Raw genomic sequence first — 14,240 nt, forward strand, 5'->3', positions numbered from 1 at the left:
TCATCTTGGAATAGTCACTATCACTTTTGCAAATCATCAAACATGCTGAAATCATTGAGAATTGAAAATTTTCGTTGTTTCCGAATGTTTGAGCTTCAGCAGCTTGGCAAGCTGAACCTGCTTGTTGGCACCAATAATAGTGGAAAAACTTCTATTTTAGAAGCCATCCAACTTCTTAACTCTCACTCTAACCTTGAATTACTACGCGAAGTAATGATCGGTCGTGGTGAATGCATGTTAAGTGATGAACAGGGTAACGGTCGGGAGTTGGATATTCGTCACCTTTTTTACGGACATAGAATCGATGCAGGCCGCAGGTTTTCAATTTTGGGCATTGATTCTAATAATGAGAATGAGGGAATTAATAAGAACGAGGGAATCGTAGTATCTGTAAAACACGAAGAACAGCTGAGATTATTTGAGGAATTACGTGAACTTGTATTAGTCATTGAATGGTTAGGGCAGGAAGATGAAAGTATTCATATTCCTTTATCCTCCAAAGAGGGGTTGTCATTAAATCATGTAAGACGTATTCGCAGAGATCTGAAGAACTCAGATTCCAGGACACAATTTGTAACCTCTTCATCCCTAACCAGCGAGAAAATGATTGAGTTATTTGATCAAGTTGTTTTAACTCCAGAGGAAGCCCTTGTTACAGAAGCACTCCAAACCATTGAACCAAGCATTGATCGCATTGCCTCAGTCGGTTCTGACAAATATAGATACACAGGTACTCGTAGCGGCTTTGTTGTCAGGCTTGCGGATGGAGACCAACGTATACCGATTGGTAGCATGGGCGATGGAATCTGGCGAATGCTAGGACTTACGTTAGCTATTGTTAATGCAAGGAATGGTATTTTGCTGGTTGACGAGATTGATACGGGGCTTCATTTCAGTGCCATGTCTGACATGTGGAAATTAATATGGGAAGCAGCCAAGCGGCTTAATGTTCAGGTTTTTGCTACAACCCATAACAGTGACTGCTGGATGAGCCTTGCTGAAATTGCAAGTAATGAAGACCCAAGTGAAGAAGGTATCACAATTCAGAGAATTGAGAAAGGAAAGCAAAATAGTATTGTGTTTACGGAGCGACAAGTTGTAATCGCCGCTGAACGAGGAATTGAGGTGCGGTAGAACATGGTTGTTATTTACCCCAGAGTTCTTCTCGTTGAGGGAAAGCAGGATCGCTTCGTCATACCGGAAGTAATCGAAGCTAATGGGATAAATTGGGGAACTAGTAAAAATCCAATTGTCTTCATTCGTGAGTATGATGGCTATCAAAAGTTGGTTAATCCAGATGTAATTTCAACAGAGTTACAAGCTTCTGGGCTTTCTGCACTCGGTATCATGGTTGATGCCGATGACAATCCTGTGGGACGTTGGCAAAGCATTAAAAATGCAAGTTTGAAGAGTATTCCCGATCTTCCAGAAGCTTTGCCTGAAGAGGGCTTAATACATACTACACCCACTGGGATTCAATTTGGAATATGGATGATGCCCGACAACAAAATGCGCGGCATGCTGGAAACTTTCTTGACTTACATGATTCCGACAGACAGTGAAGTACTCTGGCAGTTTGCCCAATCCGCAACCAATGAAGCTCAACGTAAAGGTGCTGTATTTACAGATACTCATTTTGATAAAGCCAATATTTATACCTGGCTAGCTTGGCAAGATCCTCCAGGGCGACAACTGCATCAAGCCGTCATGGAGCGTATTCTACATCCTAATCATCCCAAGGCGCAGAGGTTTGTGACTTGGTTTAAGACCTTGTATGGCTTAATTCAATAAGGTGTTTTTTGGGGGATACGTCAATAATCTTCACTCAAAAGCAAGGCTCATGTATGCGAAAACTGAGGAACCGAAGTTTAACCTAAATTTAGGTAGCTTAGAATTTTGAAACACGATTGCGGGAAGATCTATCGCCATGATTGCCGCGTTTGACAAATCCCCAATTTCAATCGATGAGTTCCTGGTCTGGTACCCGGAAAATGCTGAATATCGCTATGAATTACGGCGCGGGATAATTGTTGAAATGCCAAAACCCAGGGGTAAGCATTCAGAAATCACTGGATTTATCATCAACGCTTTAAACCAGACCATCGCCCGAATGCAGGCTCCTTACTTTATTCCCAGAGAATGTATTCTGTGCATTTCTGACGATACGGGCTATGAACCCGATATTACCGTTCTGGATCGCCCATGCCTAGCAACTGAACCTCGCTGGGATAGGGCGTCGGTAATCGAGCGGGGGACATCGGCGAAGCTGGTGGTTGAGGTCGTTTCCACCAACTGGCGGGATGACTACGCCCTCAAAATGGCCGACTACGAAAGCCTTGGCATCGAAGAATACTGGATTGTGGATTACCTGGGGCTGGGCGGCAGACGCTACATCGGCAACCCCAAGCAACCCACTATTACGGTCTGTACTTTGGTAGAGGAAGAGTACGAACTCCGACAGTTTCGCGGCGATGAACGGATTGTGTCGGCAGTATTTCCAGATTTTTCGCTGACAGCGCAGCAGGTGTTTAGGGCAGGGTTGTAAACGGGCCAGCCTCCAAGCCATTCACCCCCCAACAGCCCAAATACTCGACCATCGTCTAACGACACTCCCCAGCCCACTATGAAAAAATAGGGCATTCCCACTCCCATTCAAGGTGCGCCATGGCTCAGCCGTCGCAACCGGACTTTCAGAAAAAGTCTTCCCCCGCGCCCGTTACCACCCCATCCCATGCGATGGCCCCGCGCCCCTTTGCGCCCCAGGTTGATGTTGCCGCCCCTGATGTCCAGACTCCTGACCTTGCCACCCCCGATGCCCCTGCCCTAGACAGTGCCCCCGCCTTTCCCAAGCTGAACTTTCAGGTGAGAGCGGCTGGCGGATCGCCCCCACCCCTACAGCCCAAGCTCACCATCGGCGCACCGAACGACCCCTATGAACAGGAAGCCGACCGCGTGGCGGCTCAGGTCGTACAGCGTATTCATTCACCCGCCGCCAATCTGCCTACCGAAAATCGAACCTACCAAGCCCAATCTGTCCAACGACAGGCTTGGCCAGAGCAACCTATCTTGCAAATGAAGTCAATGCTTCAGCGGGAAACCCTGCTCGATGAAGACGACGAATTACAAATGAAGCCGATGATTCAGCGGCTAGAACTGTCTGAAGACGATGAGCTACAGATGAAACCAATGCCCCAGCGGTCAGCAATGCCCCCTGGGGTAAAACTACAAATGAAATCGGCCTTCTCTGAAGGAGTTATAGAGGGGGATGCTTCGCCCGACCTAGAAGATGGAATTCAGCGAGCTAGAGGAAATGGACAAGCCCTAGCGCCTACCTTGCAGATGCAAATGGGCCAAGCCATGGGGGCCGACTTTAGCGGTGTGCGGGTGCATACCGATACCCAGTCTGACCAGCTAAGCCGTTCTATTCAAGCCAAAGCTTTTACTACGGGGCAAGATATTTTCTTTCGCCAGGGTGCTTATCAGCCTGGAAGTCGCGGTGGGCAAGAGTTAATTGCCCATGAGTTGACCCATGTGGTGCAGCAAAATGGGAGGTCGGTGCAGCGATCGCTTCAACCATCCAAACCAGTACAGAAACATTCAACTGCTAAGACTTTATCTTCATCAAATGCTATTCATATTGGCAGAGATCGCTTGAGTAGCGCTACCTCCGACATCATATTTCGCTACACCGATGTTCCAGACAAAGACACATGGAAAGCTGACTCAAAAATTGACTATAAAAAACGCTCTAATGAACTTAAGTTAATCGACGACTGCATTGAGCGCTTTGACGCCATCCGAAACAGTGATGACAAGAAGGCGGAACAGCGCTCGCTGCTTTATGATATTAAATTAGCTATCCATCAGTGGGAAACCAAGAAAGCACAGAAAGGGCACACAAGCGTTCGTCAAGGTTTCGTCGATAACCTCAAGTCAATCATCGACATTAAGATCCAATCGATTAGTGATGCGCATGCTATTGAATTGGCACCACTTGTTGCCGAGTACCTTCAGGCTGTTACTGAGAGAAACATGAACCTGACACAACAAAAAGGTGGGGAGCTTTATGATCAGCATTACGAACTATTTCAGACAACCGTTACAGATGCCTTGAAAACGACCGATCGAGCAGAATGGGCGACGATTTTCTTTGCAGCTCCTCACAAGGCAGTTGGCGCTGGGCAATTGACTTCAATGACTATCAAGGGGATCGCCGACTATAGTTGGATGACTAAAAAGCAGGCTGACGAAGCTATCACTCGGTTCATCCTCCCACATGCTGCCCAAGACCACGAAAATCAGATTATGCAAATGTTGCAGTATACGCCATTTCGTAATGCATTAAAGCTTAAAGCTACACCTCAAATATATGCTGATCTACAAGAGAAAATGCCTATCGTTCGTATTTCTGATGCCGCTGAGGATGATATTGCAACAAAAGATCAACCATCGATCACCGATGTTGCTGACAGCGTGTTTGCTATGTTCCTTGGTGACCAGCCAAACACGGGTTTGGGCTACGCAACTAACTCTGCGGAGTTTAGTACTGCTAACTTCCTTCTCGGTAATACTACTGATGCTGTACGAGCGCCTTGTATGACACTTAGTAATATCTTAACTGAGGTGTTCAAAGCGGTTCTTCCTAGTGGTGTACCAGGCGCTTTTCCCGTGCAGGATATGCGCCCGATGTTGACTAAACCGCTTGCAGGAATTGGCACTGGCACTGGAATTCTGACGCGAGAGACCACATTCCACGGAAACGTTCAGCAGTGGGGCAATATTAAAGGGTACGCTACCGTCAACCGTATTTTCTTTGGCGACGGACATGAATGGCTTCAAGTTGGCAACAAGGAGTACGACCCCACACTTGGCATTTCTGGTCCGGTTGGAACTATCGCTGCTCAACTCGAAGCGCTGACATTTGTCAAGAAAGGTGACAAGTACAAAGCAAGCAACGGTCAAACTGTTACTCGTAATAATCGCGTTCCACCAGGCGGAGCTAATCTTCTGTTCACTCGTTCGATTGTCATCAAGCCGTAGCCGTAGGTTGGGTTAAGCGTTCTCACCACCCCATCGGCTTCCACCGACAATCGCAACCCAACACCCACATCCTCAATAGAATTCCTCTACCTCACTTCTCACCCACCGCTCTAGCGGAGAATGTAAGCTACCAGTGCTATCGCTCGCCGTAGGTTGGATTGAGGAACGAAGCCTAACACCCACAAACCTCTCTATAAGCTCTATTCTGCTGCCGGAAAGGGAAGGTTAAGTCAACCCCTAGGGCTGGCGACAAATGCCGAAGACGGAGGTGAAGCCGTGCAAAAAGGTGGTGTTACCAACGGGGCCAATGGGGCAATACCCTTGAGCTAAAATCGCAGAATGGATGAGTTCCTGGCCTGGTGTCCAGAACAGTCTGACTGGGCGGCAGGCACCGTCGGCCTCCAAGGAACCAACCCTGACCGTCTGCTTTCAGCCATCACACCTTCCCATGGCGGTAAAGTGAACACAGCCCCTTTGCTGATGATTATTTGTGCCTATGCTGCCCAAGGATGACCTGCTGAAATCCGTTGAAAACCGCGACTGTCTGGCCCGACTTTTGGATCAGGCGGATCAGGCCATCAAAACTTGGGAGGTGGTTGTCACCGATTTTCTCTCGCCGCCGGAGCGAATGGAGGCGGAGGGTGTCTTTCAGCGTCTCACGGATGTCCACATGCTGGGCTGGGGCGGCTATCCCCAGGCGGAACGGCAGCGCCTCGCCATGGCCCGCAGCGACCTGCCCCTAGCCCTAGAGGCCAGCCCCATTCCCCTCGCCCTGGTAAGCATGGCCGGAAACTTTATGTTCGACCCCGCTACCCACCGGGATTTCCTGGGTTCGCTGCTGGGTACGGGCCTCGTGCGCGACAAGGTGGGCGACATTATTGTGCTGGGCGAGAGGGGTGCCCAGGCCATTGTGGTGCCCGAACTGGCGGACTTCCTCACCCTCCACCTCACCCAGGTGCGGTCGGTTCCGGTCAAAACCCAGGTTATCCCTTGGGAGGAACTGAAAGTGCGCCCCCCCAAAACTAAGGAACTGACCACCGTGGAAGCCTCCCTGCGATTGGATGCCGTGGCTTCGGCGGGGTTTGGCATGTCGCGCAGCAAAATGGCCGATCTGATTTCCGCTGGCGATGTGCGGGTGAACTGGAAGACCATCACCCAGCCCAGCCACAACCTCGCCGCCGGAGATTTGGTCGCCATTCGCGGCAAAGGACGGCTCTCCATTGGCGAGGTGGCCGTCACCAAAAAGGAACGCTACCGCATCAACCTGACTCGCTATATTTAGCTCGCCCTATCGTGATTTGGCCCCCATCGCCAGCGCTCACCAGCCCCTAGTAGGCGGCGTAGTGATCCTGCACCCAGGGCTGAATGTCGCGGGGATAGATCAGCCAAATGCGCTCCGAGGGTTGGCTGAGGGTGTTCACCAGGGGCGACAGATCTTTGATGTCGGTAAAGGCATTGTCCACATGCATATGGATGCCCTGTTGATAGGTGGTGTAGCCTCGGCTCCAGGTGTGTTCGAGGGTGGCGTAGGTGTGGCCCGGTCGCCCCTGACGATCCAGGTGGGCTTGCACTTGGGCCAGGAAGGTCTGCTGCTGATCCGCTGACAGACGAGTGACTTCCAGCGTTTTTAGCAAGTCTCGATCCAGATAACGGCGGCAGAGATCCGCCAGTAGCGCATCGTCCCCCCACTGCCAGCGCTGGAGGTGGTAGTTCAGCACGACATCATCGGCGGCCAGATAGGTGCTAAGGCTGAGGGGAACGTGGGCCGATTGCAACCACGCCGCCACGGTGTCATCCACCGCGAGTTGCCCCGATTGATGGAGGGTGCAGGCACGGTGGAAGGCGCATTTGAGCAGCCAGGTCGCCGCAATATTTTTGGGATGGTTGTACACCTGGGCATACATAAAGTGACGCACCACCAGGTAATGCTCAATGGCGGAAAGTCCCTTGTGGGCCACCACCAGGCGGTTGCTGTCCGGTTCTAGTTCCAACGCCATAAGGATGCGGTCAAGATCCAGCCGTCCATAGCTGGCCCCGGTGGAGTAGCTGTCGCGCAGTAGGTAATCCAAACGGTCGCAATCCAACTGGCTAGAGACCAACTGCCACACCAGCGGCACCGGGTGGGTGTGGGTATAGACCTGCACCAAACTGGGGATCAGGTTGGGGGAATACTGGTGCAGCGGGTCTCGAATGGCAGGGATGTCTTGGATAATGCGCTGGGTCCAATGCTCATGGTGCAGGCCAAAAATTTCCTCCGCCGTGTGGCTAAAGGGGCCATGGCCAATATCATGCAACAGGGCTGCACAGAGGACGGTGGCTCGGTGGGGGCGCAACTGAGGGTATCGGATTACCAGCGGGTCAAAGGCACGGCGAGCCAGGGCCATCACCCCTAGGGAATGGGTAAAGCGCGAACTTTCTGCCCCGTGGAAGGTGAGGTAGGCTGGCCCCAGTTGCCGAATCCGCCGCAGCCGCTGAAAGGCCGGGGTATCGATCAGCCGAATCAGCAATGCCTCTTCGGGGTCGCTCGTGTGCAGGGTAATCGCCCCATGGAGTGGGTCGTGGTAGGTACGGGAAGGCTTGGGCATTCGGGGGCCGTTATCCTAGACAACTTCGACATTGCTGGCAAGATAACCTGCTTGCTCATGGGTTGTCTTGCGCTGACTCCGTCGGCGATACTGGCTGCAAGCAGATAAACTTTCACCTAGGGGCGTAGAATACATAGGGCAATTTGTCCGGAAGCTCATTTTGGGTGTGATTTATCCTGTTTTGAGAGACCTGTTTTGAGAGACGTAGAGACCATGATTATGGGACGGTTTAGACCCCTGCTCGGAATTCTGCTTGCTGTGATGGCCACCACGCTGGTGGCCTGTGGCGGCGGCCCTGTCAGTAAAGCACCCACCACCTACACCCCGGCGGTACTGCAACAGGTGGAACTCTACAGCCCTGGGGTGGCCACCCTACGCAAACGCTTCCCCGAACTGGCAGGCTACATTCAAAAAGAAGATTGGGTGAATGTCCAGAGCTTCATCCACGGCCCCATGGGTGAACTCCGCGCCCGATCTAACCGTTTGGCGGCCACCCTACTGCCCAAGGACAAGGAAAAGGCTCAAGCCCTGGCCCAAGAACTCTATGCTCACCTAGAACGCCTGGACGAAGCCGCCGCCAACCGACAGCAGGTGATTGCTGGACAGGAGTACCGCAACGCCTTGGATGACTTCGACAACTTCCTCCGTTTGGTGCCCACCTTCCCATAGGTGCCATAACCGCCTTGAAGCAAGTGGTGATTGTAGGCTGTGGCGTGATCGGGGCTGCCATCGCCTATGAACTCAGCCAAAGCCCTGATCTGGTGATCACCGTCATTGATCCCCACCCACCCGCCAGTGGTTCCACCGGAGCGGCCCTGGGCGTGGCGATGGCGGTGATTAGCCAAAAGGCCAAGGGTCGCAACTGGCGACTGCGAGAACAAAGCCTGCGCCGCTATCAAACCCTATTGCCAGAACTCGAAGCGACCCTTGGCCATCCCATCCAGCACAACCAGGGCATTCTCAGCCTCGTGTTTGACCCCAAAGCCCTGCCCCGTTGGCAATCGCTCCAAGCCATCCGTCAAGGACAGGGATATCGTTTAGAGCTTTGGACGCCGGATCAAATCCTTGAGCGCTGTCCATATTTAGCGGTGAGCCAAGCGGTGATGGGGATATATTCTCCCCAGGATATTCAGGTTCACCCCACGGAACTGACTCAGGCATTAATAACAGCGGCAGCCCAGCGGGGCGTCTCCTTCCACGTTGGGGAAGCGGTGGTCGGGTTCGAGGCGGTGACCGCCGGAGAACCGCCACAGGCGACCTGTACCGAAGTGCATACCCCCACCCAAATCTTCGCCGCAGATCGGGTGATTCTAGCGGCGGGCCTAGGCAGTACCCCGCTCACGGCCTCGCTCCACCAGCCGACCATCCTAGGGCCAGTGCTGGGGCAAGGTTTGCGGCTGCATCTGCCTAACCCCCTCGATTCTTCAGAGGTTCCCCTCGTCATCAACGGCAACGATATTCACCTGGTGCCTCTAGGGGGTGGCGACTACTGGATCGGGGCTACGGTAGAATTTCCCGCCAACCCCGACGATCCAGAAGCTGCCATCGCCGAGTTTTTGGCCCATCCCCCCGACCCCACGCGCTTAGATGAGGTGTTTCAGGGAGCCCTGGCCTACTGCCCCGCCCTAGCCCAGGGCACCATCACCGACCGCTGGTTTGGGCTGCGCCCCCGACCCCAGAGCCAAGCCGCCCCCGTTCTGAAACCCCTGGAAGGCTACCAAAATGTGATGTTGGCCACCGGGCACTACCGCAACGGCGTCTTGCTGGCCCCTGCCACGGCTCTGGCTGTGCGAGATTGGGTGTATGGAGTAACTTGAACGGATCAGGAGGGCAGGGCAATCCAAGAGACCAGTCCTGGGTACTGCGGAGCGGGAAGCCGGAATCGCTTCAAATCAGACGGAGTTGGCTGTGTGCATGGTTTAGGAAACCTCCTGAAGTTCCTGGGTGGCTTGGGCAGCGAGGGCTTTTTCCTTATCTAGCCTGCGCTTGCGGGCATAGAGCTGAATGGTCGCGGCCATGAATACGACCAGCCCTGCCATGAGCCAGGTGGTGGCTCCGGTGGGGAAGCTGTTTTTGAAGATCACCAACATCACAATCACCACCAGCAAGAGGGTGGGGGCTTCGTTTAAGGCTCGCAACTTTTGGCCAGACCATTGGCATTCCCCTCGGTGCAGTTGGCGCATCAGCCGTCCGCAATAGAAATGGTAGGCCAGCAGCAGCCCAACCAGGCCCAGCTTGATGTGCATCCAGCCGTCTTTGAGGTATTCCGGCATCTGCACCAGCAAACCTACGGCCATGACCACCGTCACCACCATGCCGGGGGTGGTAATGATGTTGTAGAGCCGCCGCTCCATCAGTTCGTACTGGTTTTTGAGGATGCTTTGAGCGGGTTCCGGCTCGGCCTCGGCTTCAACGTGGTAGATGAACAGGCGCACCAGGTAAAACAACCCCGCAAACCAGACGACGACACCAATAATGTGAAAGGCTTTGAACCAGTAGTAGGCCATAGGACGTATAAAAACTTGCGCTGCAACGATGGGACGGATTGAGATTTCAGGGTTGGGACACCGCATCTCCAGGCGACACCCAGATGCCAAAAACACCTTGGTGAGCGGAATATTGCGAACCGTTAAGCCCACTTTTTATTGTTATCCAGCGATTTACCCCTGGAAAGGATAATGCGATGGTTCTTAACGTTTGGGGCTCAACTGAGGGCCGATGCCCCTCCCCCCCATAGGCATAGCGCAGGCTTTGGACTGGGTTTTATAATCCGGGCGTCTTTTACCCGTTGGAGCCCCATGGCTTACTACGAATTAGCTCCCTTGCCCTACGACTACGATGCGCTAGAGCCCTACCTCTCGCAAAGAACCCTAGAAATCCACCACGACAAGCACCATGCCGCCTACGTGAACAACTACAACAAGGCCGTAGCGGGTACCCCCCACGACAGCCAACCCATTGAAACGGTGATCAAAGCCATTGCCGGGGATGCCTCAATGCAGGGGGTCTTTAACAATGCCGCCCAAGCCTGGAACCACACCTTTTACTGGAATTCCATCAAGCCCGGTGGCGGTGGTGCCCCCACGGGGGAACTGGCCCAAAAAATTGAGGCCGACTTCGGTGGCTACGACCAGTTTGTGGAAGCCTTCAAAACCGCTGGGGCTACCCAGTTTGGCAGCGGTTGGGCCTGGTTGGTGCTAGAGAATAGCACCCTAAAGGTGACTAAAACCGCCAACGCCGATAACCCCCTCACCGCAGGCCAAGTGCCCCTGATCACCATGGATGTGTGGGAACACGCCTACTACTTGGACTACCAAAACCGCCGTCCTGACTACATCGATACCTTCCTCAATCACCTAGTGAACTGGGACTTTGCGGCCCAGAACCTAGCCAGCGCCTAGAACCTAGAAGGTCGGTACCGCCAAGAACCCGGTTTCTCCGTCGGACAGACTCAGCCCCGTCGATAGCCCGACCACTCAGAAACCGGGTTTTTAGCCATTCCAAAGCCCTAGGTCGTAAACCTCTGTGCCATTGGGCGTAGGTTGTGGCCTAAGCTCCGTTTTTTTGCCATAACAAAGTAACCCTCCTTTCCCAAGTCCCCCATGCTGTTTGCCGACCCCGACTACCCCCATGTGGTGATGTCCTTTACCTATCGTGGTTTTCAGCTTGATCTTGACCAAAGTGAGGATCAAGGTCTGCCGCTGTTTTCGGTGTGGGCCACCTACGACCGGGGCTGTGCCGTGGCGGTGCCCGGTGTCTACAGCCGCCGCGAAGCCATCTACAAAGCCAAACGCTGGGTCGATCAGCGCCTCAAGACCCAGCCGCCCACCGCCTGACTCCCCGTACTAACACATCGCTGCGCCCCAAACCCTCCATCCCCGCCTATCTCAACGCGCTAGCATACGAGCATCCCGTCGCGACCTGTTCTGCCCATGCCGACCTGCCCTCGCTGTCAGGCCACCCTTGAAGCCACGGCCCTTCAATGTCCTCGGTGTCAGCTTATCCTCAAGGCCCACGGGCACCCCGGCATTCCCCTCCATCGGGCTGAGGTCGGTGACACGCTCTGCCCTACCTGCCGCTACCATGCCGACGATAGCTGCAATTTTCCCCAGCGACCCCAGGCCCAAACCTGCACCCTCTACCGTCTCTTGCAGGATGAGGCCATGGATGACCTAACCCCTACGCGGCGGGAAACCCTGGGCCGATGGCTGCGCCGCTACCAAGGGCTAGGGGCGATTCTGGCGCTGGTGTTGGTCAGCCTGATGTTGGTTCTGCTGCAACGGTAGACCCGTTTATTACGGCCATCGTGAAGCCTATTACAGTTCCGCCATAGTCCCCTCGTTTGGGGCTGGGGTTAGCTAGCCTTGGGACAAAACACTGTACAAAGGTCGCCGTTATGACCAATTCTGCCGCTGAGAGTTCCAATCGCGTCTATGCCAAGCCCACCGAGGGGCATATGTCTCTGGGGCGGGGGGTACGTCAGGTGTTGTTTTGGGGGCCGATGATTGTGCTGCTGGCCCTGTTGTTGGCCATTTTGCCGCCGCGAGGGCGGACGATGGGCTTGGCCGGGGGTGGCTTGGTGGCCCTCTTTTGGGGCGTGGTGGTGGGTGGTGTGCGAGTGGCGGCGGAATGGGAGCGGGGCGTGATTCTGCAACTGGGTAAGCTCCAGGATGTGCGTGGTCCTGGGGTGTTTTATGTGGTTCCGGTGCTAGAGGCGGTGCAGTTCATCGACACGCGAACTCTGGTCATCAACATTCCTCGCCAAAAGGTGATTACCCGCGACAACGTGCCCGCCGAAATCGACAGCGCCCTCTTTTTTAGGGTCAAAGATGCCCAAAAGGCAGTGGCTTCGATTCAAGATTTTCGCTTTGCGGTATCGCAACATGCCCAAGCCGCCCTGCGCGATGTGGTGGGGGGGCTGTCCTTGGATGAACTGCTGTCTGAACGGGAGCAAATTCAGCAGCAGATTGGGGCCATTGTGGAAGCCCAGGCACGGGAGTGGGGCCTACACATCGATGCCATCCGTCTGCAAGACATTGAGCTACCCGAAGACCTGAAGCGGATGATGTCTCGCCAAGCCTCAGCGGAGCGGGAAAAACGCGCCACCATCACCAAGGCCGAAGGGGATCGCCTTGCCGCCCGCAGTTTGGCCCAGGCCGCTGCCATCATGGCTCGCAACCCCATTGCCCTAGAACTCCGCACCCTGCAAAGCATCGATGGCCTCGGGGCCAGCCCCTCCAATACGGTGCTGCTGTTCCCAGTGCAGATGGCCCAGGCATTTTCCTTGCTTCAGCGGATCGATCCAGAATCGATTGTCCCCCAGGTTACGATGGGTGATCCCACAGACAATCCCACAGACAATCCTCATCCTCCCCAACCCTGAGTGGGGGCACGGCACACAGAGCAAAGTAAACTGATATGCATTTAAATTGCAGGTAGTCCTAAAGCTGTAAGGACGCATTGTAGTGATGGATGAAATACCAGATCGCGCCAATGTGATTTTCCAGCTTCTTGGAGGATATTTGGAAAGTATCAATTGGCACACAGCGACCCGGATCGCAGAAAAGGCTTCCTCGGTATTAGGCTCAGGGTAATGAACACTGTAGCCCCTTAGAAGCCATGTCATCAGATTATACGAGCCACCTGACCCGTGACCAGTGAGATCTGCTCTCCCCGTTGCTCCCTGACCCAAAAGCCACGGGACGGCCTCGCACCGTTGACCTGTATGAGGTGGTCAACGCCATTGTGTATGTCCTGACGACGGGCTGCGCCTGGTCGCTGTTACCGAAGGACTTTCCACCCTATTCCACGGTGTACGACTACTTCCGACAATGGATCAATGACCAGACTTGGAAGCGGGTGCATGACCATTTGGTGGAATGGGTGCGGGTGGCCGAAGACCGTCACCCGACACCGAGCGCCGGAGCACTGGACTCCCAGACGGTGCCCAGTGCGGTGATGGTGAGCCAATCGGTCGGCTATGACGGAGGCAAGAAAATCAAGGGTCGTAAGCGCTTTACCCTGGTCGATAGGATGGGACTCTTGATATCGGTGAAGGTCGTTGCCGCTAGGGTCCCGGAGCGGGAAGGAGCCAAGCAACTCCTTCAAACCGTCCACGATGAGCGGGAACGTCTGCCCCGTCTAGGCGGCACTGAACTGCTAAAGTAGGACGCCTTGTAGGGCGCTTGCTATACAAGAGATCTAGGCAACGAGAAATCAAGAATCATACTTTTAGAAACCAGTGCCCTGGGGGGAACGCTGTAGATTTCGCTGTTGGGGATGAACTCTTCTGGGCGTTGCATAATTAAAAGATGAATTAGGGTAATCTGCAATGCAATGTCCGGAATGTGGAGCCACTCATATCCGTAAAAATGGCAAGAGAAAAGGTAAGCGAAATCACATCTGTGTCGCTTGCGGTCGTCAGTTTATGGATGCCTACGAACCCTACCGGGGGTACTCCGATGAAGTCCGACGTGAGTGTCTCAAGATGTACACCAACGGCCTCGGATTTAGAGGGGTTGAGCGGGTCAAAGGGGTGCATCATACGACGGTTATTGCTGGGGTGAAGCAAGTTGGTGAACGCCTCCCGGATGCTTGCGATCCCGAAACAACACC

At 54.0% G+C, this 14,240-nt stretch carries 14 protein-coding genes and 1 pseudogene; 13 read left to right on the forward strand and 2 right to left on the reverse strand.

What is annotated here, in order from left to right; all coding sequences use genetic code 11:
- Window positions 1-42: 42 nt before the first annotated feature.
- The 5 genes from H6G62_RS18170 to H6G62_RS18190 all read left to right on the forward strand — a co-directional run bounded on the left by H6G62_RS18170 (window position 43) and on the right by H6G62_RS18190 (window position 6,322).
- Entirely contained in the window at window positions 43-1,134 is a 1,092-nt protein-coding gene (locus H6G62_RS18170; RefSeq protein WP_190497713.1) for an ATP-binding protein, read from the forward strand.
- 3 nt (window positions 1,135-1,137) lie between these two features.
- Window positions 1,138-1,791 carry a DUF3226 domain-containing protein gene (locus tag H6G62_RS18175; protein ID WP_190497715.1) on the forward strand — a complete coding sequence of 218 codons (654 nt, stop codon included), beginning with the start codon at window positions 1,138-1,140 and terminating at the stop codon, window positions 1,789-1,791.
- Window positions 1,792-1,927: 136 nt separating this feature from the next.
- Window positions 1,928-2,545: a Uma2 family endonuclease gene (locus tag H6G62_RS18180; protein WP_190497716.1), complete on the forward strand. Its 618-nt coding sequence runs from the start codon at window positions 1,928-1,930 to the stop codon at window positions 2,543-2,545.
- 191 nt (window positions 2,546-2,736) lie between these two features.
- Window positions 2,737-5,040: a DUF4157 domain-containing protein gene (locus H6G62_RS18185; RefSeq protein WP_190497718.1), complete on the forward strand. Its 2,304-nt coding sequence runs from the start codon at window positions 2,737-2,739 to the stop codon at window positions 5,038-5,040.
- 496 nt (window positions 5,041-5,536) lie between these two features.
- Window positions 5,537-6,322 carry a photosystem II S4 domain protein gene (locus tag H6G62_RS18190; RefSeq protein WP_190497739.1) on the forward strand — a complete coding sequence of 262 codons (786 nt, stop codon included), beginning with the start codon at window positions 5,537-5,539 and terminating at the stop codon, window positions 6,320-6,322.
- A 46-nt stretch (window positions 6,323-6,368) separates the two neighbouring features.
- Here the strand turns inward: H6G62_RS18190 and H6G62_RS18195 are convergent, their stop codons facing one another.
- The gene (locus H6G62_RS18195) at window positions 6,369-7,625 is read right to left on the reverse strand and encodes an HD domain-containing protein (RefSeq protein ID WP_190497720.1); all 1,257 of its coding nucleotides are present in this window, start codon (window positions 7,623-7,625) and stop codon (window positions 6,369-6,371) included.
- 219 nt (window positions 7,626-7,844) lie between these two features.
- On the opposite strand from H6G62_RS18195, the gene psbQ reads away from it, so the two are divergent.
- Complete coding sequence (gene psbQ, locus H6G62_RS18200) at window positions 7,845-8,294, forward strand: photosystem II protein PsbQ (RefSeq protein WP_199325097.1); 450 nt, start codon at window positions 7,845-7,847, stop codon at window positions 8,292-8,294.
- A gap of 23 nt (window positions 8,295-8,317) precedes the next feature.
- On the forward strand, window positions 8,318-9,442 hold the full coding sequence (locus H6G62_RS18205) for an FAD-dependent oxidoreductase (protein ID WP_347239381.1): 1,125 nt from the start codon (window positions 8,318-8,320) through the stop codon (window positions 9,440-9,442).
- Window positions 9,443-9,544: 102 nt separating this feature from the next.
- Here the strand turns inward: H6G62_RS18205 and hemJ are convergent, their stop codons facing one another.
- On the reverse strand, window positions 9,545-10,132 hold the full coding sequence (gene hemJ, locus H6G62_RS18210) for a protoporphyrinogen oxidase HemJ (protein ID WP_190497723.1): 588 nt from the start codon (window positions 10,130-10,132) through the stop codon (window positions 9,545-9,547).
- A 291-nt stretch (window positions 10,133-10,423) separates the two neighbouring features.
- Here hemJ and H6G62_RS18215 point away from each other — a divergent pair, with 291 nt between their 5' ends.
- The 6 genes and pseudogenes from H6G62_RS18215 to H6G62_RS27510 form a co-directional block, all read left to right on the forward strand.
- A complete protein-coding gene (locus H6G62_RS18215) occupies window positions 10,424-11,026 on the forward strand; it encodes a superoxide dismutase (protein WP_190497725.1) in 603 nt (200 codons plus the stop codon).
- 201 nt (window positions 11,027-11,227) lie between these two features.
- Window positions 11,228-11,461, forward strand: coding sequence for a hypothetical protein (locus H6G62_RS18220; RefSeq protein ID WP_190497727.1), 234 nt, complete (start codon window positions 11,228-11,230; stop codon window positions 11,459-11,461).
- 96 nt (window positions 11,462-11,557) lie between these two features.
- Window positions 11,558-11,911 (forward strand): hypothetical protein, encoded by a 354-nt coding sequence (locus tag H6G62_RS18225; protein ID WP_190497729.1) that lies wholly within the window; start codon window positions 11,558-11,560, stop codon window positions 11,909-11,911.
- Between the two features lie 110 nt (window positions 11,912-12,021).
- Entirely contained in the window at window positions 12,022-13,008 is a 987-nt protein-coding gene (locus H6G62_RS18230; protein WP_190497731.1) for an SPFH domain-containing protein, read from the forward strand.
- A 293-nt stretch (window positions 13,009-13,301) separates the two neighbouring features.
- Window positions 13,302-13,793 (forward strand): IS5 family transposase, encoded by a 492-nt coding sequence (locus H6G62_RS18235; protein WP_190497733.1) that lies wholly within the window; start codon window positions 13,302-13,304, stop codon window positions 13,791-13,793.
- Between the two features lie 163 nt (window positions 13,794-13,956).
- Window positions 13,957-14,240, forward strand: a pseudogene (locus H6G62_RS27510) (IS1 family transposase); the annotation flags it as partial.

The organism is Phormidium sp. FACHB-1136 (genome assembly GCF_014697375.1).
Classification (GTDB): Bacteria; Cyanobacteriota; Cyanobacteriia; order Phormidesmidales; family Phormidesmidaceae; genus Nodosilinea.